Source organism: Selenomonas sp. (assembly GCF_052169755.1).
Classification (GTDB): domain Bacteria; phylum Bacillota; class Negativicutes; order Selenomonadales; family Selenomonadaceae; genus Selenomonas.
In genome coordinates this window covers 13,961-37,068 of sequence record NZ_JBQNBV010000002.1, presented here as the reverse complement: position 1 = coordinate 37,068, position 23,108 = coordinate 13,961, and the positions used below count along the sequence as shown (strand labels likewise).

20 protein-coding genes are annotated in these 23,108 nt (G+C 57.7%); 18 read left to right on the top strand and 2 right to left on the bottom strand.

Going from position 1 to position 23,108, the window contains the following annotated elements; genetic code table 11:
* The first annotated feature begins 184 nt into the window (after positions 1-184).
* Positions 185-1,513 carry an ATP-binding protein gene (locus ACTTKG_RS00355; protein WP_442672273.1) on the top strand — a complete coding sequence of 443 codons (1,329 nt, stop codon included), beginning with the start codon at positions 185-187 and terminating at the stop codon, positions 1,511-1,513.
* A 6-nt stretch (positions 1,514-1,519) separates the two neighbouring features.
* Here the strand turns inward: ACTTKG_RS00355 and ACTTKG_RS00350 are convergent, their stop codons facing one another.
* On the bottom strand, positions 1,520-2,692 hold the full coding sequence (locus ACTTKG_RS00350; RefSeq protein WP_442672272.1) for a MalY/PatB family protein: 1,173 nt from the start codon (positions 2,690-2,692) through the stop codon (positions 1,520-1,522).
* A gap of 334 nt (positions 2,693-3,026) precedes the next feature.
* Complete coding sequence (locus ACTTKG_RS00345; RefSeq protein WP_442672271.1) at positions 3,027-4,346, bottom strand: methyl-accepting chemotaxis protein; 1,320 nt, start codon at positions 4,344-4,346, stop codon at positions 3,027-3,029.
* A 303-nt stretch (positions 4,347-4,649) separates the two neighbouring features.
* Here ACTTKG_RS00345 and ACTTKG_RS00340 point away from each other — a divergent pair, with 303 nt between their 5' ends.
* The 17 genes from ACTTKG_RS00340 (at position 4,650) to ACTTKG_RS00260 (ending at position 23,106) form a co-directional block, all read left to right on the top strand.
* A complete protein-coding gene (locus tag ACTTKG_RS00340) occupies positions 4,650-5,225 on the top strand; it encodes an N-acetylmuramoyl-L-alanine amidase family protein (RefSeq protein ID WP_442672270.1) in 576 nt (191 codons plus the stop codon).
* 235 nt (positions 5,226-5,460) lie between these two features.
* Positions 5,461-6,762: a TolC family protein gene (locus ACTTKG_RS00335; protein WP_442672269.1), complete on the top strand. Its 1,302-nt coding sequence runs from the start codon at positions 5,461-5,463 to the stop codon at positions 6,760-6,762.
* A gap of 21 nt (positions 6,763-6,783) precedes the next feature.
* Positions 6,784-7,953, top strand: coding sequence for an efflux RND transporter periplasmic adaptor subunit (locus tag ACTTKG_RS00330; protein ID WP_442672268.1), 1,170 nt, complete (start codon positions 6,784-6,786; stop codon positions 7,951-7,953).
* The gene (locus ACTTKG_RS00325; protein WP_442672267.1) at positions 7,950-8,906 is read left to right on the top strand and encodes a hypothetical protein; all 957 of its coding nucleotides are present in this window, start codon (positions 7,950-7,952) and stop codon (positions 8,904-8,906) included. The genes ACTTKG_RS00330 and ACTTKG_RS00325 overlap by 4 nt, the downstream gene beginning before the upstream one ends.
* A 4-nt stretch (positions 8,907-8,910) precedes the next feature.
* The gene (locus ACTTKG_RS00320) at positions 8,911-11,166 is read left to right on the top strand and encodes an NHLP family bacteriocin export ABC transporter peptidase/permease/ATPase subunit (protein ID WP_442672266.1); all 2,256 of its coding nucleotides are present in this window, start codon (positions 8,911-8,913) and stop codon (positions 11,164-11,166) included.
* Position 11,167: 1 nt separating this feature from the next.
* The gene (locus ACTTKG_RS00315; RefSeq protein WP_442672265.1) at positions 11,168-13,864 is read left to right on the top strand and encodes an NHLP bacteriocin export ABC transporter permease/ATPase subunit; all 2,697 of its coding nucleotides are present in this window, start codon (positions 11,168-11,170) and stop codon (positions 13,862-13,864) included.
* Positions 13,865-13,939: 75 nt separating this feature from the next.
* Entirely contained in the window at positions 13,940-14,446 is a 507-nt protein-coding gene (locus ACTTKG_RS00310) for an RNA polymerase sigma factor (RefSeq protein ID WP_442672264.1), read from the top strand.
* 86 nt (positions 14,447-14,532) lie between these two features.
* On the top strand, positions 14,533-14,730 hold the full coding sequence (locus ACTTKG_RS00305; protein WP_442672263.1) for a hypothetical protein: 198 nt from the start codon (positions 14,533-14,535) through the stop codon (positions 14,728-14,730).
* Between the two features lie 32 nt (positions 14,731-14,762).
* A complete protein-coding gene (locus ACTTKG_RS00300; protein WP_442672262.1) occupies positions 14,763-15,716 on the top strand; it encodes a GNAT family N-acetyltransferase in 954 nt (317 codons plus the stop codon).
* Entirely contained in the window at positions 15,676-15,954 is a 279-nt protein-coding gene (locus tag ACTTKG_RS00295; RefSeq protein WP_442672261.1) for an acyl carrier protein, read from the top strand. Before ACTTKG_RS00300 ends, ACTTKG_RS00295 begins: the two co-directional genes overlap by 41 nt.
* Positions 15,951-17,162: a beta-ketoacyl-[acyl-carrier-protein] synthase family protein gene (locus ACTTKG_RS00290; RefSeq protein WP_442672260.1), complete on the top strand. Its 1,212-nt coding sequence runs from the start codon at positions 15,951-15,953 to the stop codon at positions 17,160-17,162. The genes ACTTKG_RS00295 and ACTTKG_RS00290 overlap by 4 nt, the downstream gene beginning before the upstream one ends.
* Positions 17,159-18,196 carry a beta-ketoacyl synthase chain length factor gene (locus tag ACTTKG_RS00285; protein ID WP_442672259.1) on the top strand — a complete coding sequence of 346 codons (1,038 nt, stop codon included), beginning with the start codon at positions 17,159-17,161 and terminating at the stop codon, positions 18,194-18,196. The genes ACTTKG_RS00290 and ACTTKG_RS00285 overlap by 4 nt, the downstream gene beginning before the upstream one ends.
* A gap of 3 nt (positions 18,197-18,199) precedes the next feature.
* Complete coding sequence (gene fabG, locus ACTTKG_RS00280) at positions 18,200-18,937, top strand: 3-oxoacyl-ACP reductase FabG (protein WP_442672258.1); 738 nt, start codon at positions 18,200-18,202, stop codon at positions 18,935-18,937.
* A gap of 108 nt (positions 18,938-19,045) precedes the next feature.
* Positions 19,046-19,399, top strand: coding sequence for a Nif11-like leader peptide family RiPP precursor (locus ACTTKG_RS00275; protein ID WP_442672257.1), 354 nt, complete (start codon positions 19,046-19,048; stop codon positions 19,397-19,399).
* A gap of 94 nt (positions 19,400-19,493) precedes the next feature.
* Positions 19,494-19,808: a Nif11-like leader peptide family RiPP precursor gene (locus ACTTKG_RS00270; RefSeq protein WP_442672256.1), complete on the top strand. Its 315-nt coding sequence runs from the start codon at positions 19,494-19,496 to the stop codon at positions 19,806-19,808.
* A gap of 105 nt (positions 19,809-19,913) precedes the next feature.
* Complete coding sequence (locus ACTTKG_RS00265) at positions 19,914-21,308, top strand: radical SAM protein (RefSeq protein WP_442672255.1); 1,395 nt, start codon at positions 19,914-19,916, stop codon at positions 21,306-21,308.
* Positions 21,301-23,106 carry an MATE family efflux transporter gene (locus ACTTKG_RS00260; RefSeq protein ID WP_442672254.1) on the top strand — a complete coding sequence of 602 codons (1,806 nt, stop codon included), beginning with the start codon at positions 21,301-21,303 and terminating at the stop codon, positions 23,104-23,106. The genes ACTTKG_RS00265 and ACTTKG_RS00260 overlap by 8 nt, the downstream gene beginning before the upstream one ends.
* Positions 23,107-23,108: the final 2 nt, after the last annotated feature.

Here is a 23,108-nt window from a genome sequence, read left to right as displayed (position 1 = left end):
AGAAAAGATTTGGCTGTTTGCTGGGATTTTCTCGGAAAAGATTTGGCAGAACGATGGTTTTTTTGCTGAAAAGATTTGGCTGGCTGCTGAATCTGTGCTAGAATGGATTTGCATGGTTCCTTTAAGGGAGCTGCACGATCTCTGCAAAGCAGAGCCGTTCATGTAGACAGCGGGAGAACGACACATGTTTCGACGAAAAATCTATTCCAAACTGGCACGATGGAAAACCGAGCAGCGCGGCGCATCCGCCCTGCTGATCGAGGGACAAAGGCGTGTGGGCAAATCTACGATCGTAGAAGAGTTCGCGCGACGCGAATATAAAAGCTATATCCGGCTGGATTTTTCTCGCTGTTCGAGGGAGACGTACGACCTATTCAACGATGTTTCCGATTTGGATTATATTTTTCTGCAGCTGCAGCTGCAGAGCGGCGTACAGCTCTTTCCTCGGGAATCTGTCATCATTTTTGACGAAGTGCAGCTTTGTCCGCTGGCACGTCAAGCCATCAAGGCGCTGGTGCACGATCAAAGGTATGACTATATCGAAACGGGATCGCTCATTTCCATCCGCAAAAATGTCAAGGACATTCTGATTCCGAGTGAAGAATATCGGCTTTCTATGTATCCGATGGATTTCGAGGAATTCCTCTGGGCGTTTGACGATGAAGCGACGGCGCCGCTGCTGCGCCGGATGTATGAGAAAAAAAGAGCGGTGGGAAGCGCTGCCCACCGCAAACTTATGCGAACCTTCCGCCTCTACATGCTGATCGGCGGTATGCCGCAGGCGGTGGCGGCATACCTTTCAGCCAAAAATTTTGTTGACGTCGATCGGATCAAGCGTGCCATCGTGGAACTTTATGAAGCTGATTTTCATAAGATCGACGGTACAGGACGCTTATCGCAGCTGTTTGCGAACATTCCTGCGCAGCTGCACCGACACGCTTCACGCTATTCACTGGCGGGCGCACTCGGACGGAATCGAACACAGGGATGGGCGCAGCTGATTGCCGAACTTTTGGATTCGCGCACCGTTTTGGCGGCGTATCATGTGAGCGAGCCGAGCGCCGGACTTTCCTTGTCGAAAGACTCCGGACGGTTCAAACTCTACTTGTCCGATACGGGGCTTTTTACGACGCTCGCTTTCCGCGATCAGGAATTTACCGACAACATCATATATCAGAAGCTTTTGGGCGATCGCCTGCCGGCAAATCTCGGCTATCTCTATGAAAACATCGTTGCTCAGACGCTCGCCGCCAACGGCAGACAGCTCTATTATCATACCTTTCCCAACGAGAGGAAGACCAATCTGTACGAGATTGATTTCCTTGTACCTCGGAAAAACAAGATTTGTCCGTTGGAGGTCAAATCATCCGGCTACAAACGCCATACTTCTCTCGATGTCTTTTCCAACCGATATTCTCAGCATGTCGATGAGAAGTATCTGATCTATACGAAGGATTTGCAGCGAGAGCAGGACGTCCTTTGCCTGCCGGTCTATATGGCGCAGTTCCTCTAGAAAAGCTCACTCGAACGCGCGTGCGAGCGCTTCAAGCCCCTTCGTGAGCGTCGCCTGCGGGCAGGCGATATTGATGCGCTGGAAGCCTGCGCCGCTCTTGCCGAAGATTGCGCCGTCGTCGAGCCAGAGACGCGCTTCGTCGATGATCTTTCGGTCGAGCGCCTTCGCTTCAAGACCGTAGGCGTGGAAATCGAGCCACAAGAGGTAGGTGCCTTCCGGCTCGATGAGCTGCACCTTGGGCAGATGCTCGGCGAGGAAGCGTTTCGTGTGCGCGATGTTCTGCTCAAGGTAAGCGAGCAGTGCGTCGAGCCACGGACCGCCTTCGCTGTATGCCGCCTGCGCCGCCAAGAGACCGAAAAGGCTTGGTTCGCCGTAGCCTGTGCTGAAGACTTCCTTCTGGAATCTTTGGCGCAGGCTTTTTTCTGTGATGAAAATGTTCGAGAGCTGCAGCCCTGCGAGGTTGAATGTCTTGCTCGGCGCAGTGCAGGTGATCGTCCGCGCCGCAGTCTCGGGCGAGAGCGCGGCGAAAGGCGTGTGCCTGTGACCGGGGCGCACGAAGTCGGCATGGATCTCGTCGGCGACAACGAGGACGTCGTGTGCGAGGCAGATCGCCGCCAGACGCTCCAGCTCCTCGCACCGCCAGACGCGCCCGACGGGATTGTGCGGGCTGCAGAGGAGAAAGAGCTTCACCTTGCGCTCCTCGATCTTCTTCTCGATGTCGTCGAAATCCATGCGATATGCGCCGTCTTCGAAGAGCAGCGTGCTTTGGGCGAGCGTGCGCCCGTTGCCCTCGACGACACTGAAAAACGGATAGTAGACGGGTTCGGTTATGAGAATGGTATCACCAGGCGCGGTAAAAGCACGCACCGCCATAGAGAGCGCAAATACGACGCCCGGCGTGATGACGAGCGCATCCTTTCCGGGCTGCCAGCCGCGGCGCGTGCTGAACCATTGTTCGAGCGCTGCATGATAGTCGTCTTTTGGACTCGAATAGCCGAATATGCCATGCTCGGCGCGTTGGCGAATGGTATCACGCACCGCCTGCGGCGCACGAAAGTCCATGTCGGCGACCCAAAACGGCAGAACGTCCTCGGGATAGCCGCGTTCTTCGGCGAAGTCGTATTTGAGGCTGTTCGTATGGCGGCGTTCGATGATTTCGTCAAAATCAAAATGATTCATGGGGAAGGCTCCTTTCAAATCCTTTGGCTGTGATCGCACATTCGTGGAAAACGCGCATCTATTTCGCAAAATGAGCATGTCGGTGATTTTGTTTAAGAGGCGCTGCATTTTCCGGCGATTCCTTTATTCTGCTTTGCCGGCTCTTATTCCTGCAAAACGGAAACGCCAACCGAACAAAGATCGTCCGGTGAAGGAATGTGGAAGAAACCGCAGCACAGCCCGTACAAGTTTAGCGTATGCAAGGAAAAAGCGGCTTTGTTCCATACCTCTGCGATATATGGAACAAAGCCGCGTAAATCAGCGTAATTGTATGAAAAAGCGATGTCCTGAACATTTACATGCTCTTGAGCTGATCCAATGTGTCCAGAACGACCTTCGAAGCCTGCTCAATTTCGGGAAGCAGAGCGTGTACTTTATATTCGTTGTGATTGTTGTATGCGTCGATGGCCTCTGCGCAGAGGTTATGGAAATGTTCATGCGTTGCTTCCAGCCCCTCGAAGACCGGCGTGCCGCCGTACTTCTCTTTGCCTTGTCCGTTGTACCAGTGACCGAGACGGCAGTTGGTGTAGTCCAAGACGTCGGCGGATTTGAGCTGTACGTTGCCCAAGAGCATCTGATTGATGCGTGCGAACCAGATCAGATGATCGGTCTTGGCGAGGTCGAGAATATCATTCGATTGAAGAGCCAGCCCGCCTTTGAGGAAGTCTGTGCGCACGGAACTCGATTCCATCAGCACATGGAAGATGCTCGTGTTGCATTCCTTCGCTTCGTCTTTCGCTGTGTGCATGTTGTCGACGGCTTGGGTCAGCGACGCCGTCATCTCCTCGAAGGAAGCCGACTGCTGCTCGGCAAACGGCGCGAGTTTTTCCATGGATGTGCTGATTTCCGTGAAGGTATCGCGGATGGTGCCCGCTTGCTTTTCTGTCGCTTCGATGTTTTCCGAGTTCTTTGTGAAAGTCTCGTCCATCGAGTCAAACTGACCGCCAAGGCTCTTGACTTCGTTTTGAATCGACGTGAGCTGGGCGCGAATCTCTTCGACGGATTCTTTCGACTGCACGGCGAGCTTCCTGACTTCTTCCGCGACGACAGCGAAGCCGCGTCCGTGCTCGCCGGCGCGCGCCGCTTCGATGGAGGCATTCAGGGCGAGAAGGTTCGTTTGTTCGGAAATACCGTTGACCGTTGCGACGAGGGTGTTGATGTTCGCCGTGGAACTCGTCAGCGTATCCATGCGCTGCACCATGAGACTGATGCTGTCGCCGACGACGCGGTTGCCCGCCGCCATCCCCATGATCGTTTCGCCCGCTGCGCCCATCGTTTCCTGCCCCGAAGTCGTCTGCTTGGCAATATCGGTTGACATGGAGGCGATGTCGTTGATCGACGCTGCCAGTCCGCGAATGACTTCCATGACTTCCTGCACGCCGCTCGCGATGTCCGTCAAATTGAAAAACAGCTTGTTGAGCATAATGGAAGAGTGGATCTGCTGTGCAAGACCGCTGTTCAGTGCCAATGTGATGTGGCGCGCCTGCTGCTCTTGTTGTGAGACGAACGCCTGCAATGCTCCGGCTAAAGGCTGTAGAGCCGGTGCGCTCACCAGGGGCGCCGGTGCATCGAGCTTGCCTGTAGCAAGCGTCTTTAAGTAGCGCTCCAACTTCAAAATATCGTCTGCTGACCCTGTTGAAACGGCGGGCGCCGCCGCAGCTTTTCCGTTTTGGAAGAAGCCCATGATACATCAACCTTTCTCGTGTGACTTGCGTAAACTTTCTTAATTGGAGAACTGCGCCTTGTCCTCCTTCTCAATTATGATATCGGTAGATTTCCACTTTTAGGTAAGACGATTTTGAAGATATTCTATAGGATAATTTTCCTTTATTTTGAAAAAGATATATTTTCTTCTGTTCACGCATGTATGCTGCCGAAGCGCAAAAAGCGCGGGAGCTAGAAGAAAAGGAGTGGGAAAATGCGTGTATTTTTGAATCCGGGACACGATCCTCTTTATGACAGCGGCGCGGTCAATGCCGAACTTGGGCTAAGAGAGTGCGACGTCGCCGCCGACATCGGTGCGCGGGTGAAGCTCTACCTGGAGCTTGTCGGCATGGAAGTATTTCTCATGCAGAGCGACAATCTCGCATGGGAGAGCTGCCATATTGAGCGTTGGAACGCCGCTGTAACCGATGAAGCAAACAAGTGGTGCGCCGACATCTTCATCAGTCTCCACTGCAATGCAGCGGACGGCGAGGCGCATGGCACCGAGACGCTCATTTATGCGTGCGGCGGAAGGGCAGAACGTCTCGCGCACACTATCGAGCAGCAGATCACGAGAACTCTCGGCACGACAGACCGTGGCGTCAAGGAGCGCCCTGAACTCATCGTGCTTCATGCGACCGCTATGCCCGCTGTTCTCGTCGAGATGGCGTTCATCGACCATTTGCCCGAAGCCAGACTCCTTGTGGAAAAAGCCGACGTATTCGCCAGAGCCATCGCGCGAGGCGTTACCGACTATGAGGCTGTTTTTGAAAAGCCGGATTTCAGTTGAGCCTGCTGAAGCGGGATGGCAGCAAAGCCGTCAACGGACGGAGCGGAATGAGGTTGGCGCACATGTTTTATGTGCGCCAGCCCTATTTTTTTGCCACGCTTACAAAATATAAGCCTTAAATCCTATAAATAAACGATATCATGGCGTTAGACAAAGCCCAATGTCCTATGTTATAATAGGTGTCACATATAAGGTTGGTGTCTATATAATTTCGTTGAATGAGGTCTGTATATCTATGGATATAAAACGACGTATTTTGAAATGTTTGGCGGCGTGCCTGCTTCTGAGCGGCGTGTTCAGTGCGGGGGAAGCGGCGGTGCGGCTTTCGCTGGCGGAGAGCGTGGAGCGTGCGCTGGCTTTGGATCCGACGATTGCGGCGGCGGAGGCGAGTGCGGAGGCGGCGGCTTGGCAGCTTTCGAGTGCGCGGCGTTCGGCGGGGCCGAAGATTACATGGAGTTCGCAGGCGCTGCGCTTGGGCGGCGAGGATTATGCTTCGACTGACCGACGTTTCAGTAATCGTTTGAATCTCGAAATCCCGCTCTATACGGGCGGGCAGATCGAGGGCAGCGTGCAGCAGTATCGCTCGCAGGCGGACGCGGCGGCGCTCGGCGTCGAAGGCGAGCGCCAGGCAGTGCGCTTCCGCGCGATCGAGGCGTACTACGATGTGCTGCAGAGGAAAAACCTCTTGCAGGTCGCCGAAAGCGCCGTGCGCATGGCGAGCGAACAGCTGCATTTGCTCAATATTCAATTCAACGAGGGAACGGTGGCGCGTTCGGATGTCTTAGAGATGCAGGTGCAGATGGCGGATTATGAGCAGAATCTTCTGAGCGCGCAAGGGGCGCTTGCCGTCGCTGAGACGACGCTCCGCTCTGTGCTCGGTCTTGCTGAAGATGCGGAGATCGAGCTGATCGACGCTTTTACTTATGAGCCGTACGCATGGACGCTTTCCGACTGCATCGACTATGGGCTGCAGAACCGCCCTGACCGCACGGCGGCGGACTGCCGCATCAAGCAGGCAGAGGCGCAGAAGCGTGTCGCAGAGAGTGCGGCGCGGCCGCGCGTTGCGGGCGTCTTGAGCAGGACGATTGCAGGCGATGCGCCGTTTGGCGATGATCGCAGCGAGAATTGGCAGGTGGGCGCGGAACTTTCGTGGAACATCTTTGATAATCAAGTGACGGCGGCGAACGTCAAGGCTGCCGAAAAAGCGACGGCAAAGTTCGTTGCCGACAAGAAGGAGACCGAGCGCACGATTCGTCTCGATATACAGAAAGCGTACCGCGGTATGAAAACGGCAGAAGAGAAGATTCATACGACAGAGAAAGCCGTCGAGCAGGCGAAGCGCAACAATGTCCTCGCGGAAGTGCGCTACAAAGAGGGCGTCGATATCATGCTCAAGGTGACGGACGCGCAGGAAAAGCTCGTGCGGGCGCGGACGAATTATTATACGGCACTCTATGAATACAATTTGAACAAGGCGGCGCTGGAGCGTGCGATGGGCGTCGCCGCTGCGCCCGTGCCGGCGGTTCATGCACAATGAGGCGATGAAGAGGAGAGTGGCATGAAGCGGATTCTTTTGATCGGACTGGCTCTGACGATGAGCCTCGTCATAGGCTTGATGATCTACGGAACATATCTGAATCATTTCGGTGAAAACAAGATTGCGCGTCAGCTCGAAGACCGCCGCATTACGCTTACGGGCGCACGTGCGACGGTGCGTATGCTGCACCCGATCCTGCGCTTCGATACGATGACGCTGCAGTCGCCCGATATGGCGGACACCGTATCTTTGATCGACGGACGCATCGCATCGATCACGGTCAAGCGAAACGACGACGTCGAAGCGGGCGAGGTTGTCTGCCGCCTTGTAAACGGCGAGTACCCGCTGAAGGTTCAGGAGATGGACAGTAATATCATGGAAGCGGAGGCGAAGCTGCAGCAGGCGAAAAACGACTATGAGCGTTACCAGCGTCTTTGGAATCAAGAGGCGGCGTCGAAGGAAAAGCTTGAGGCGATGTATACGACGTATCAAGCGCTCATCACGCGTGTCGCCGCCCTTGAGGCGCAAAAGCAGCAGCTTCTCCTGCAGGAGTCGTACCAACAGGTGACGGCGCCCATTTCGGGCAAAGTCCTGCTCGTCTACCAGGCGGCGGGCGCTTTTGTCAAGGCGGGCACGCCGCTCGTTCTCGTGGGAAACAACGGCGCGTTGCGTTTTTCCAAGACGGTTAAGGACTATCTGGCGCGCTGGTATCCCGTGGGGCAGAAGGTCGGCGTTTCGATCCTGCTGGAAGATTTTCAGAAAGCTTACGATACGTCGTACGGCGTCGGCAATCGCGGCGAGAAGCAGGATTTCACGGCGACGGTCGTTTCCGTCGAGCCGCCGCTTACTGAGCCTGCCGAGATGCGCCGTGTGGTTTGGAGCGTCGATAACTCGTCGGGGATTCTTGACATGAAAACGTACAAGAACGTGGAGCTTCGCTCATTTCAGGAGCATCGCGCTTTGACCGTGCCGCTGGCGGCGGTGGAAAATCCGCTGTCGGAGCATCCGCTCGTCTACGTTTGGAACGAACGGCAGGAGATCGAGATGCGCGAGGTCAGCGTCGGTGTGCAGGATAAGGAATATATCGAGATCTTAGCGGGCGTTTCGGAGGGCGATGTCGTAATCACCTCGGGCAAGGAAGGCTTGGAATCCGGCACGAAGGCTGCCGTTCAGTTGGAGGAGGGCGCATGACGAAGGAGAACAATCTGCTGTTCAGCCGTGAGGCTTTGGATAAGCTGCGCTCCCCCGACCGCTTGGATAAAATGGTCTCGGTCACATCGCCGACAGGGTGGGCGCTCTTGGCGGCAGTCGCTATTTTCATCGGCTCGATTTTGCTCTGGGCGGTGTTCGGCTCGTTTACGGTGGCGGTCGAGGGGATGGGGCTCATCATGGACGCCGCCGGCACGGTGAATGTTTCGCATATCAGCGGCGGCAAGATCGTCCATGTTTATGCGAAGTACGGTATGCCGATCGCCAAAGGCGACTTAATCGCGCAGGTCGAACAGGCGGAAAAGTCGATGGATGCGACGATGGCGCGTCAAGGTCTCGGGCTTGCGACGAGTGGGCGCGAGGCGATGAGCTATGCCTATCAGTACGATCAGAAGCGTCAGCAGCAGCTCGTCACGGAGAGTATTTACAGCGATTATGACGGCATCGTTGACGAGGTCATGGTCGACGACGGCACGGTGATCTCGGGGGGGATGCCGATCTGCCGCATTCGCTTGACGCAAGGCATTGATGAGCTGACGGGCGTTCTGTATATTCCTGTCGAGAAGGGCAAGCGCGTCAAGCAGGGGATGCTCGTGCAGGTCGCGCCGAGCGGCGCCGAGGTGGCGGAGTCCGGCAGTCTCGTCGGCATCGTGCGCCAAGTGTCGCAGTACCCGCTGTCGGCGCAGGGAGCGCAGAAGTCGATTGGCAACGCATACCTCGCCCAGTGGATCGCCGAGCAGAAGAAAAGCGCCTTGATGGAGGTGCGTTTCGACCTCGTGAAAGATGAATCAAACGAATATCTCTGGACGTCGGTTGTCGGCGATCGGCCAGACATCACGGCGGGCAGCTTCTGTAAAGGGTCTATCGTCATCGAACGCAAGCCGCCGATTGAGAAGGTGTTCTACAAGGTGAGCCAATGGCTGAGATCAAGGTGACGCCATGAATTGGATAAAGCGAATGTTTGGCGGCGAGCGTGCGAGAAAGCTGCGCGTCAAGGTGCCGACGATCTTGCAGATGGAGGCTACCGAGTGCGGCGCGGCGGCGCTTGCCATGATCTTGGCGCATTACAGGCTGTGGGCGCCGCTTGAGAAATTGCGCGCCGAATGCGGCGTGAACCGCGATGGTTCGAATGCGAGCTGCGTTTTGAAAGCGGCGCGCGGGCGCGGCTGTACGGCGAAGGGCGTGCAGATGACGCCGGACGCCGTGAAGAAGGCGGAGTACCCGCTGATTATCCATTGGGAGTTCAACCATTTCGTTGTCCTTGAAGGCGTCAAGAACGGCAGAGCTTACCTCAACGATCCCGCCGTCGGGCGGCGCACAGTGCCGTGGGAAGAGTTTCGTACGTCGTTTACGGGCATCGCGCTGAAGATTCGTCCCGGCGAGAACTTTCGTCCCGAGGGTGCGCCGTACAGCGTATTTCATGCGATCGCGAAGAAGCTGCGGCACGACCGCGCGGCGGTGCTTTTTGTGAGCATCCTCACGCTTTTGATGATTGTGCCGGGCTTGGCGCAGCCCGTGTTCAACCAGATCTTTTTGGATGAGATTCTGACGGCGCGTCATCCCGACTGGCTGTTTAATCTGATCTTGGCGATGGTCTGCGCCATCGGTCTTGTCGGCGCTTTGACGGCGCTTCGCGCGCGCGTCCTCACGCGCTGGCAGAAGAAGCTGACGCTTGCCGATTCCGCGAGTTTCTTTTGGCATACGCTGCGCCTGCCCATGCAGTTTTTCGAGCAGCGTTATGCGGCGGAGGTCGCTTCGCGCATCGCGTTCAACGAGTCCGTCGCTGCGGTCTTGTCAAACGCGGCGGCGACGGCGGCGCTTGATTTCTTCGTCGCGATGTTTTTTCTGCTGCTTCTCCTGCAGTACAGCGTCTCTCTAACGCTCATCGGCCTTGGCTTCAGCGCGGCGGAGATCGGCGTGTTTCTCGCGCTTCGGCGCAGGATCACCGACCTCAACATGCGCGTGCAGCAGGAAGCGGGCAAGGAGTACGGCACGCTGATGAACGGCGTTCTCATGATTGAGACGGTCAAGGCGAACGGTGCGGAAGCAGACCTTTTTTCGAAGTGGGCGGGCTACCATGCGAAGGTGCTGCGGAGCGCGCAGGAGATCGAGCTTTGGTCGCTGACGGCATCCGCGCTGCCGGCGTTTCTGGCGGGACTGAACACCGCCGTCATCATGACGGTCGGCGGCTTTTCCATCATGGAGGGCGTCATGACCGCCGGTATTTACATCGCTTTTCAGCATCTCATCGCGAATTTTCAAAGTCCGATCAACAAGCTCGTCACGCTCGGAACGACGTTGCAGACGACGGAGATGCAGCTGCGCCGCCTCGACGATGTGCGCCGCTATCCGATTGATTCGCTGAATTATGCGGCAGATGCCGACGATGCGGCAAGCGGCGTATTGGCGAAGGAAAACGGAGCGGCGAATGCGGTCGATGCGGCGCCGATGCCGCATCGTTTGGCGGGGGCGCTGCAGCTTTCGGATGTTTCCTTCGGCTACAGTCCGTTGGAGCCGCCGCTCTTAGAACATTTCGATCTCTCCTTGCAGCCGGGACGCTGGGTCGCTGTCGTGGGGCCTTCGGGCAGCGGCAAATCGACCGTGGCGCGTATCATTTCGGGGCTGTACGAGGAATGGTCGGGGGAGATCCGCTTCGACGGCGTGCGGCGGCGCGATGTGCCGAGGAGCGTGCTCACCGGCTCGGTCGCCGTCGTCAATCAGGACATCTTTTTCCTCAGCGGCACGGTGCAGGAAAATATCACGCTCTTTGATGTGTCGATTCGGCGTGCCGACGTCATCGAGGCGGCGAAGGATGCGTGTATTCATGAGGACATTCTGCGGCTCGACGGCGGCTACGAGAGCGAGGTCAGCGAGGGCGGCACGAATTTCAGCGGAGGGCAGCGCCAGCGTTTGGAAATCGCGCGCGCTTTGGCGAGAAATCCTGCGCTGCTCATCCTTGACGAGGCGACGAGTGCGCTCGACCCCGTGACAGAGATGAAGGTGCTGCAAAATATTCGGCGGCGCGGCTGCTCGTGCTTCATCGTCGCGCATCGCCTGTCGACGATCCGCGACTGCGATGAGATCATCGTCTTAGAGCGCGGACGGGTGGCGGAGCGCGGTACGCACCGCGAGATGATGCAGGCGGACGGCGCGTATCGCCGCTTGCTGCGAGAAACGGGAGCAGGGGAGGACTGACATGCAGCTCTTAGCGGGACAGCGGTTCCCATGCCGAGAAGAGCAGATGCTCAAGATTACAGCGGGAAAAGTGGAAGTCTATGCGGTGACGAAGAACGCCGCCGCCTTTCGCCAGATGTTTTTGATGGAACTTTCCGCGGGGGCGGTCGTTTATCCGGCGTTTGACGAGTTTAGTCAGATTGAGATCGGCGTTTATGCAGTCGCGGATACGGAAGTGGAGCCCGCAGCTTTTTCGGCGTATTCCGTCGACTTTCATCTGCCGCAGATGAAGGTCTGGTTCGCCAAGCTCGCGGAGCTTCCTTGGGTTGAGCGGCTCGCGAACCTTGGCGACGATATGCTGCAGCTCTGGGAGTCGGGCGCGATGCTCGACGGCGCGGCGGACGACACGGCGGCGCTTTGCCATACGTTTGCCGAGCACGAGCGGATCCTTTCCATGCTGATCGGCGTCCACTTCGGCTCGGAGGACATTCGCTTCCAGAAGCAGATGGAGCTGCGCCTGCGCTCAGAGATTCGCCTGTTCGACGAATCGGTTGCACTTTTGATGGATGAGGATTCGCTCTTTCGTGCGGGCGCTTTTTCTGAAAGCGTCGTCTGCGAGGACGCCGCTTTTATCGTCGGCTGCATTGCGCACGCTCTCGCCATGCCGGAGCGCAGTTTGAAGATCGCGCCTGAGATTGCCAAGAAACTCGATCAAATCGGACTGATTCGCCGTCTTGTCGATAAGGCGGGGATGGCGATGCGTCTGATTCATTTGGAAGAGGGCTGGTATGAAAAGGACAGCGGCGTGATTCTCGGCTACTACGGCAGGAAAAAGGAGCTTGCGGCGTTTTTGCCGATCTCGCCGACGCAGTATAAGATCGTCAGCCGGAGCTTCCCGAAGGGCAAGCCGCTCACACCCGAGGTCGCCCGAGAGATTGACGCGGACGCTTTCGCTTGCTATGCGGGGCTGCCGACGGAGAGGCTCACGCCTATGGATCTCCTGAAGTTCATCGCCGTGCGTCTGTGGAAGAAGGACTATCAGGTGATCTTCCTCGCGAGTTTCATCGCGGGTGTTGTGGCGCTCATCGCACCGATGGTGACGGAAACCATCTTCAACGACATCTTGCCGATCTTCGACTACCAAGGACTCGTGACGGTCACGCAGATCGTCATCCTCGCGAGCTTTACGACGCTCGCCGTGACCATCGCACGCTCCGTTGCGATCTTACGCATCTCGACAAACGTCGATATGAGTGTCGAAGCGGCGCTTCTCGGACGGCTCTTCGCGCTGCCGACGCGCTTTTTTCGCAGCTTTCCGTCGGGAGAGTTGGTGCAAAGGCTCATGGGCGTCGTGGCGATCAAGAATATCTTGAGCGGCGAACTTTTGAATATCGTATTCAACCTCGCCTTTTCTTTTTGGAGCCTGCTCCTCATGTGCTATTACAGCTTGAAGCTCACGGTGATCGCCGTCGTGCTCTGGGGGCTTTATGCAGCGGCAGTCGCCGTGATCTCGCGAAACGTCCTGTCGTTTCAGAGAAAGCGCGTCGCCGCGCACAATAAGACGGCGGGCGTCGTACAGCAGATCTTCATCGGTCTTGCGAAGTTCCGGCTGCAAGGCGCGGATGGACAGGCGTTCCACCTTTGGAGCCGTGCGTTCGGTGAGGAGTGGAAGTGGAACCTCAAGCTGCGCTGGCAGGAGAACTATCGCCTTATATTGGCAAGCGTACAGCCGCTCATCCTTTACATCGCGCTGTATTATGTGGTCGCCTACGACATGCGCATGGCGCTTGAACAGGGGCACGACCCGTACAAGACGGTGATCAGTTACGCGCAGTTCATGGCGTTTCACACGGCTTTCGCGGGCTTGAATGCGACGCTCAATGCGGCGATTCCGCTTGCGGTGCAGTTCTTCTCCGTGCGCCCGCATATTGAGAATATGAAGGCGATCTTGGATGAGCGCCCCGAGGCGAGCGACGAGCGCGTCGATGCCGAAGTTCTGACGGGCGCGATCCGCATTGAGCATCTGACATTTTCCTATGGCGCGGATAAGCCCGATGTCTTGAAGGACATCAGCCTGCGCATCGAGCCGGGCGAAACGGTCGCCATCGTCGGGCGTTCGGGCTGCGGTAAGAGTACGTTTGTGCGGCTGCTCTTGGGATTTGAAAAGCCTCGGCACGGCGCGATTTACTACGACGGGCAGGATCTCGCGGAGCTGAATCTCGCTTCTGTGCGCACGCAGATGGGCGTTGTGCTGCAGAACGGACAGCTCATGACGGGCGACATCTTCTCGAACATCGTCGGCACGATGGCGCTTACGCAGGACGATGCATGGGCGGCGGCGGAGGCGGCGGGCATCGCCGACGATATTCGCAGTATGCCGATGGGGATGCAGACGGTCATCAGCGAGGGCAGCTCGAACATCTCGGGCGGTCAGCGCCAACGCCTCTTGATCGCGCGTGCGCTCGTGGGTAAGCCGGCGATCCTCGTGTTCGACGAAGCGACGAGCGCGCTTGACAACCATACGCAGGCGATCGTGACCGAGAGCCTCAAGCGGTTGAAAGCGACGCGCATCATCGTCGCGCATCGCTTGTCGACGATCCGCGACGCCGACCGCATTCTCGTCATGGATCGAGGTGTGATCGTCGAGAGCGGCGCTTTCGATGAGCTGCTGGCGAAGGGAGGCTTGTTCGCTGATCTCGTGCAGCGTCAGGTGGCGTAACAAGGATGGAACAGTTTTGCAGTTTTTGCAGAGACAGGAGGAACCATGACGGGAGACATCTTAGGAAAAATGCACGTGAAGCTTCGGTTTGAGGCAGTCTACCGTGAGCATTGGCGCAAGATCTACAACTATATTTACGGTCGTCTGCTCTCGGCGGCGGATGCCGAAGAAGTGACGGCGGACGTATTCATCGCGGCGTGGGAGAACTGGGAGAAGTATGATGCTTCACGCGCGAAGATCACGACATGGCTCGGTACGATCGCGCACAATAAGGTCAACGATTACTTCCGCAAGGCGTATCGGCGCAAGGAGCTGAGTGTCGCCGAGTTCCCCGAGCCGATGCAGCCGACGCAAGCGGCTCGGGCGGAAGGGAGCTTCGACGATCCCGCGAGCGAGCGAACGTATGAGATCCTGCAGCAGCTCACGGAGGACGAGCGCAATCTTCTGGAGATGCGCTACACTCTCGATATGGACAACGATGAAGTCGCCGCCGTCCTGGGCGCGACGGCGAACGCTGTCAGCCATCGCTATCGCCGTCTGCTCGACAAATGCCGAAAAATCTCTGAAAAAATTTTTTCCTAAAGCGGCGATTTTCTCCTTGGCGTTTCGTATATATAAGCGAGAAGGCAATCACAACAAAACACGAAACAGAAAGGAGATGCAAGATCATGGATGAAATGGAACGGAGCTTCCGGCAGGCGGACTTCTCACGCGGCAGGGCGAAGCTCGAAGAGCGCATCTGGCAGAGGATTGCCGCTGCAATCGAAGAGCCGAGCGCTGAAGAGCGCGAGCTTACGGATGACGAGCTGATGCACGTCGCAGCCGCAGGTTCGCCGCACATGCGAAAGCCGGAGGAGAAGAAGTAAGACGGACGAATGAGAAAAGGGAGGCGACGCTCTTGCACAAGCCGCGCATCATCGAGGGGACGTACACGGACTACATCTGCCTCTTCGGCGATCATCGCACGGCATACGCCGATCTCTGTGCGAGAGCGGCGGACTCCGGCTCGGGCGCACTCTACATCCTGCTTGACGAAAAGGGACCGTGCGGCTACCTCGCACAGACCGATGAGGGCGATACGGATCGCATCGCGCAAATCTTCACCGTACCCGAGCGGCGCGGCGAGGGAGCCGCGAAGCTCCTGATCGCCGAAGCGCTCAAGCGCTCAGACAAGGAGCTATGGATCAATTTGACGGAAGATGCAGCGCATTTTGCGCCGCTCGACAAGCTCATCCGAAAGGCGGGCTTTTGGGTCGGCAACGTCAGCACAAGCTTTCGCTCCGGCATCGAAAAGGATTTGTCCCACTGGGAGAAGTTCATGCAGAAAAAGGGCAATCGGCTCTGCGCTCTCATTGAACGGCTCGGTTTTATCGCTTACTCGTTCAGCGAAGCGCCGGCAGAGTTCATAGATGCGCTCTACAACTCTTCGTACAACGAATACGGCAATCGTTTGGACGTGCGCCCGTTCTTCGACAATGAGGGAAGAGCGCTCGACCGCGACATGAGTTTTTTGCTCGTCCATGCGGGTGAACAGGGAAAAAAGCTTGCGGCTTACAGTCTGGTCATACGGCCCGATGAGCGCAGCGCGGTATTCGAACACCTGTCGGCTGCGCCGGAGTTTCAAAATACGGGCTGCATTTTTCTCGCCGTCGCACGTTCGATGGAAGCCTTTCAAAAGAAGGGATGCAACCGTGCCGCCTACACCGTCTATGCGGACAACAAGCGGGCGCACGCGTTTTCCGAAAAGGTTTTTGGCCGCGTCACCGTATCGTCGCATCGTACCATTCATTATATGTTTAGGAGGAAGAACATTGACACCACTGGAGCAGAAAGTTTACGACAAGATCGTTAAGACGATGGATCTCGATATTTCCGAGCTGGAGGGCGTCGATGAAAATTCCCCGCTGTTCGGCGAGGTGAAAGAGGGCGAGCCGTCCTTCGGTCTGGACTCCATTGACTCTTTGGAGCTTGTCGTCATGATCGAAAGCACTTGGGGCTTGGGAGAAATCCCGAGCGAGGAGATGGCGAAACTGCGCACGGTGAAAGCGATCGCCGACTATGTGACCGAGCACGCGGAGCAGCCGCTATGAGCCGGCGCGTGGTCGTGACGGGCATGGGTCTTGCCGCAGGCGCGGCGCGTGACCGCGAATCCTTCGCCAAAGCTTGCTTTGACGGCGCGGGCAGCATCCGTTCGTGTACGGCGTTTGATCCGTCGGGGCTTTCGACCGCACAGTTCGGCGAAGTCGAGGGGCTTGCAGCAGCGGACGAGCCGAATGGTCGCTACTTCGAGCTGCTGCGTCAATCGGCAGAGAGCTTTTTGAAAGATACGGGGCTGACGAAGGAGGAAATCGCTTCGTGGGGAACGCGGTGCCGCATGTTTTTCGGCACGCTGATCTTCAGCTCCGACGCGTTTTACCGCCACAGCCTGCGAAAGAAAGCGGGAGCGGCAGGAAGCGATTCCTTCATCGCGCACATGAATGACTTCTCGGCATACGCCAAATCACTCCTCGGCGTGGAGGGCAGCCTTTCCATCGTTTCCTCGTCGTGTGCGGCGGGGACGACGGCGGCGGGCATGGCGCTCGACTATATCCGAAACGGTCTTTCAGAGCGCGCGATCGTCGGCGGCGTGGACGCACTGTCTATCGTCACGGCATACGGCTTCAATGCTTTGAAGTCGCTGTCTGCGGATACGTCGAATCCCTTCGATGAAAGTCGCGACGGCATCAACATCGGCGAGTGCGGCGCGTTCTTCCTCTTTGAATCACTCGAAGGAGCAAAGGCGCGCGGCGCTCGAATCCTCGGCGAAATCGCGGGCTATGCGCTCGGCAACGACGCTTATCATATCACAAGCCCGCGACCCGACGGCGAAGGCGCGTACCGCGTCATGCAGGACGCGCTCAAAGACGCCGGCATAACGCCTGCCGACATCGGCTGCATCAACGCGCATGGCACGGGAACGCTCGCGAACGATGCGATGGAGATGAAAGCGCTTGAACAGCTCTTCGGCGATGTCGGACATGAGATCGCGCTCTCCTCGACGAAAGCGCTTCTCGGTCACTGCATGGGTGCGTCGGGAGCAATCGAGCTGGCAAGTGTGCTGCTCTCGCTGGCAGAGCAGAAGTACATCCCGATGCCGCGCCTTGCGACGCGCATCGGAGACGCTCAGAATCTTCGGCTGTCAGACGAGAGCTTCACGCTCGACGCCGAGTATGCGATAAAAAACAGCTTTGCGTTTTCGGGAAACAGCGCCGCTCTCGTCGTGCGGCGGTACGAAAAGGGAAAGGAGCGGGCGGTATGACATCGGTTTACATTGACGGCATCGGGATTCTCTCGTCGTCCGTCCGTTCAAACGAAGAGCTGGTCGCGACAGCGGCAAGGTTGCTGCAGGGAGAAAAGGCGGCTTCTGCGCCCGACGGCGCGGCGTTCGCCGAAGCGTTTGACTTCGACTTGGGCGTGCCGTCGTCGAAGGTGCGCCGTGCGCCGCGCTACGCCAAGCTGGCGGTGGCGTCGTCGGCGCAGGCGCTTGCCGACGCAGACGTTGAAACCGACCGTGCCGCCATCGGTACGATTTTCACCTCGGGCTACGGCCCTGTCGAGAACAACGCGGCTTTTGCCGATTCCGTCGCCGAAGGCGCGCCGCTTCTCGCCAGCCCTACGGTCTTTTCCTACACGGTGCCGAACGCCTGCTTAGGGCAGGTCTGCATCGTCCACGGTCTGCAAGGTCCGAGTACGATGCTTCTCGCGGGCGATGCAGCGGAATACGCCGCGCTGCTTCTTGCAGGCGGCAAAGCCCCGCATATCCTCTGCGGCGCGGTGGAAGATCCGACGGCTGAGCTTCGCGCATCGTTTGATGCGGCGGGGGCGCTCTCGTCGGAAAAAATAGCGGGCGGCGCGGTGACGCTGCTGCTCTCGGCGAAATCGTCGGCGAAAAGCTATTGCCGCATCACGAAATTTGCGTCAGCCGCGCTCCCTGTTTATCCCTATGTGAGCCGTCTTTCGGACGCGCAGGGAGAAGCTGCTGTGCGGGCGATGACAGCCGCGCTCGCCTACGTTCGGCAAGATGCGCCGCCCGATCTCGTGCTGACGGCGGAAAACGGCGGCGGCTTCGACGCAAAAGAGCAGGCGGCGCGTCGAGAAGCGCTCGGCGATGTGCGGGCGATGCACGCGAAGTGCATTTTCGGCGAATCCCTGAACTGCGGCTATCTGGAAAACATCGCCTTGGGAGCGGCGCTCCTCAGAGGCGAGCGCGAGTGCGGCGGCAAGATTCGCTCGATTGTGGCGACGGGGCTGGATGTGCATGGCAACTATCTCGCCGCACGCATGGAGGTGTAGAGCTTGGGGATCTTAGACGGAAAACGCGCCGTTGTCATCGGCGCATCCGGCGGCATCGGGCTTGCCTGTACGCGGCTCTTTCTCGCTGAGGGCGCGCGCGTCGCGGGCAGCTATCGCCGAAAGAGCGCGGCGCTTGAAGAGCTTTCGGCGCGTGAGGCGGCGCTGCATACCTTTTCTCTCGATCTGACGGCGGCGGAAGAAATCGCCGCGCAGATGAAAGGCGCGATCGACGCGCTCGGCGGTATCGACATTCTCGTGAACGCCGCCGGCATCACGAAGCCCGCCCTCTTTCACGCGGCGAAGCCAGAAGAGTGGCGCGCCGTTCTGGAAAGCAACCTCATGGGCGCGTTTCATACGACAAAGAGCGTGATCTTGCCGCTCATGCGTGCGGGCGGCGGCTCGATCATCGAGGTCAGCTCGGTATACGCCGAGCGCGGCGGCGCGGGGCAGAGCAGCTACTGCGCGTCGAAAGCGGCGCTCCTCGGTATGACGCGTGCGCTCAGCGTCGAGCTTGCCGCCAAGAAGATTCGCGTCAACGCCGTTGCGCCGGGGTTCATCGACACGGCGATGACAGAAGGCTTCAGTGAGAAGCAGCGGGAGCAGTTTCTTGCACGCATTCCGATGAAGCGTTTCGGCAAATCCGAGGAAGTCGCAGAAATCTGTGCATTCCTCGCAAGTGACAAGGCATCATACATCACAGGACAGGTTTTCACTATCGACGGCGGACTTTCCGCCTGCTGAATTTGTATATCCGCTGCCTCGTGCAGAGATATAGATGAGCGCCGGTAAGCGGCTTCTGCTCGGCGTCTCGCTCGAAGAAATTTCATGTATCCAGAGGAGGAACCAATCATGAGCAAAATGTCGGATTTCTACACAAAGGTCGTTTCGGATGCAGGACTGCGCGCCAAGGTTGACGCAGTGCTTGCGGGCAAGGACATCGCAAATCTCACAGACGAAGAGCTTCAGAAGATCGGCGAGATCGCCAAGGAAGCCGGTTTTGACATCTCGCTCGATGAGGCGAAGGAGTATCTTGCCGCCGAGGCGAAAGAACTTTCCGACGAGGCGCTCGATGCTGTCGCGGGAGGCGTGAACAAGGGCGTCATTGAGTGCGAGGGCAAGAATGCCGGCACGCACGACGAGATCGAGGGCCATGCCAACATCGGCGGCAAGGGCGGCGGTCTCGGCTCGCTCGGCAAGAAGTAACGCATGTCGTACGGGAGAAGCCGACGCATATCGCTCGGTGCAAATCCTTGGAGAGTTTTTAGGTCATCCGTATAGAGAAAAGGAGAAAACGATCATGAGCAAAATGTCAGATTTTTACGCAAAGGTTATTTCCGATGAGACGCTGCGCAGCCGCATGAACGAGGTGCTCGGCGGCAAGGACATCGCGGACGCATCCGACGAAGATCTCAAGAAGATCGGCGAGATCGCCAAGAGCGCGGGCTTCGACATCTCGATCGACGAGGCGAAGGCATATCTCGCTTCCGATGCGAAGGATTTGTCCGATGAAGCGCTTGACGCTGTCGCAGGCGGCATCAACAAGGGCAAGGTCTCATGCAAGGGCGAAGACGCCGGCACGCACGAGACGATCAAGGGAAGCGCGAAGGTCTAAGACCGCAATTTCACCGTCCCGAAAGCTACAGCCGCCCGCCGTGCATCTGCGGCGGGCGGCTGTTTTTCTAAGCCGTTTACTTTTCGAACAATACAGGAGGAAACTATGCGCTATGTGACTTTGAAGCCCCGCTATCGTCTGCGCGGTTGGCGCGACCGCGAGTTCGCGCTCTACGATTGGCAGGCATGGAGCGGCGAGTATGGCAAGACGCTTCCTCTTACGCGTATGCAGAAGGAAGCCATTGAGATCTTGACGAAGCCCGGCGTTTCTATAGACGATCCGCTCTTGCCGCAGAGTATGCGCCAAGCGGGGCAGAAGCTTTTTGATCTCGGCTTTTTGGAGGAGCGTTCGAGCGATCAGGGACTTCTTGCGGAGCAGAAGTATCGCTATGCCGACACCTTGATGGCGCACAGTTTGACGTGGTCGATCACCGGTAACTGCAATTTGCGCTGCCGGCATTGCTACATCTCCTGCGATGAAAATATCTACGGCGAGCCGACGATGCGTCAGTGCGAAGAAGTCGTGCGCCAGATGAAGGAAGCGAACATCGCTATGGTCGATTTGACGGGCGGCGAGCCGCTTGTGCGTCGTGACTTCTGGGATTTTGTCGATATGCTGATCGACGAGGGCATTTATATTGAAGAGATTTTTTCTAACGGACTTTTGATTACCGACGCATTTCTCGATAAATTGGAAAGCCGTCATTTGCATCTGAATTCTTTTCTCCTGAGCTTCGACGGCGTGGGGCGGCACGACTGGATGCGCGGTCTTACGGGAGCGGAGGAAAAAACTATAGAGACGATCCGGCGGCTCAAGCGGCGCGGTTACGGCGTCATTGTTACGACGGTGCTGCATGAAAAGAGCATGGACGCGCTCGATGATACTTATCGGCTGATGAAGGAGCTTGACGTCGATTTCTGGCGCGTGTCCGACGTCGTCAATACGGGCAACTGGAAAAAGACGCAGAATACGGAGGTCAAGACGGCGCGGCTTTTGAATGCTTATCTGGATCTGATCGCGCAGATGAAGCGCGACGGTATGCCGTTTCGCGCCGTGAAGCTCGCCGGCTGTTTTCATGCGACGGGCGGGAATTATACGCTGCCTGCCTTGGGCGGCTGCGGCACGAAAGCGCAGGAGGGCGAACGCCTTTGCGAAGCGAGCAAGCTGTTCCCGCATCTTCTGCCCGACGGCAGACTTCTGCCGTGTATGCCGATGTGCGGCACGGAGATGGAGGAGAAGGCGCCGAATATCCTCATGGGCGGGTACGACATCAAGAGAGCGCTGAACGATTCGCCGCTCGCGCAGTATATGGCGTACACTTACCGCGATGTGTTCGAGCATGAAGCGGAATGCGCGGCATGTCCGCACAAGTATTTGTGCAACCGCTGTCCGGCGACCTCGCTGAATTACGGCAGTCTTTTTGCCAAGTCGCCCTTGACGTGTGCGTTTATCAAGGGGAATTACAAGGATAAGATTCGGGAAATCATGGAACATGAATGAGAAAAACGCTCTCGCGGACAACGAAATATTTTTGCGGCGTGTGTTCTTCAAGCATGTGACGTCGTCGATCTTCGCGATGTTTGGCGCGATGGCGAGCATGATCGCGAACAGTGTCTTGGCGGGCGCGTTCTTCGGTGCAGACGGCTTGGCGCTCATGAGCATCATCGTGCCGTTTTATTCGGTGTTTGCGGCGCTCGGCTCACTCGTCGGCGTCGGCGGTTCGACCGTCTGCGCCTATGCCTTGGGGCGCGACGACAGCAAGGCGGCGAACGAGGCGTTCTCTCTGTCGGCGCTCTTGGGGTTTGTTCTCGCGCTTTTGGCGGGGGGCTTTTGCTGCGGCTGGCTCGATGTGCTGCTGCCTCTCTTGGGCTGTACGCCGGAATTGTATGAAGAGGCGTATCGCTGCAGTGTCGTTTGTCTTCTGGGCGGTTTCGGCACGACGCTCTTTTACCTGCCGTACAATTTTCTGAAGCTCTTGGGTAAGCTGCGGCTCCTGCTCGTGGTGTTCCTTGGCATGGCGGCGGCGAATATCGCGCTCGACCTGCTCTTTGTATGCGGCTTCGGCTGCGGCGTTGCGGGCGTCGTCTGGGGCACGGCGGTCGCTACGGTCGGCGCGTCCGCCGTCGGCATCACGCGTCTGTTCTTCGCAAAGGATGCGTTTCGACCGTCGTTTTCCATGAACGCTGCGCTTCTTCGCCAGATTGTAAGCTGCGGTACGCCGTCGGCGCTCAACAATCTTTTGATCTTTTTCCGGCTGCTGTTTCTAAATCGGCTTGTCGTCGCCGCCGCAGGAAGCAGCGGCCTTGCTGCGCTTTCTGTCGTGACGGCGATCGAGAACTTCGCGCTCGTGATCCTCGGCGGTCTGGCGCAGGCGACGGCGGGCTTCGTCAGCGTATTTACGCAGGAGATGGATACGGTCAGCGTGCGCCGCATCGAGAGACAGGCGCACCGCATCGGCGTTTTCCTGATGCTCTTGACCTCTGCGGTGATGTTCCTTTTTCCGATGGAAGTCTGCCGCGCCTTTGGCATGAGCGGCGCGGCGGAAGCCGCACTCGGAACGCAGGCGCTCCATATCTTCGCCGTGAGTCTTGTGCCGTCGATGTGGTGCTACCTGCTTTTTTTCTATTATCAGGCGGCGGGCTTTACGAAGCTCGCGAATGTATTGATCTTTGGCAAGTCGTTTCTCTTTCTTCTTGTACCTGCATGGCTTTTGTCGAAGGATTTCGGGCTTGTCGGCGTATGGTCGGCATACACGCTGTCAGCGATGATCCCTTTGGCTATCCTTTTTCTCGTGCGTCCGTTCTATGCGCGGCGCGGCTATGCGGGGCTTCTTCTGCAGGACAGACGCGCCGAGCGCGACGGCCGCTACATTTCCTTTTCTGTGCGTGCGGATGCGCACGAGATCGTTGCAAGCAGCGCAGCAATCGAGACGTTTTGTCGGCAGAACGGCGTCGTACACAAGGATAATCTGCTCGTCTGCCTTGCTGTCGAGGAGATGCTTTTAAGCATTCGCGAGCACGCTTTTGCGGACGATAATGCCGCGATGATCGACGTGCGGCTCCTCGTGCTCGCGGAGGCGGACGGTCTTGCGGCCGTGCTGCGCATACGAAGCGGCGGCAAGCTGTTCAATCCGCTGGACTATTATGAGCATCGCAAGACACAGGATCCTTTGGCGCTCGGCGACGCCTTGGGTTTAGCGATGATTTTGCAGGCGGCGGAAGCGATTCACTACAAGACGACGTTCGGCGTCAACAATTTGACTGTGCGCATGAAATGCGGACAAGAGGCAGGAGGGTGATG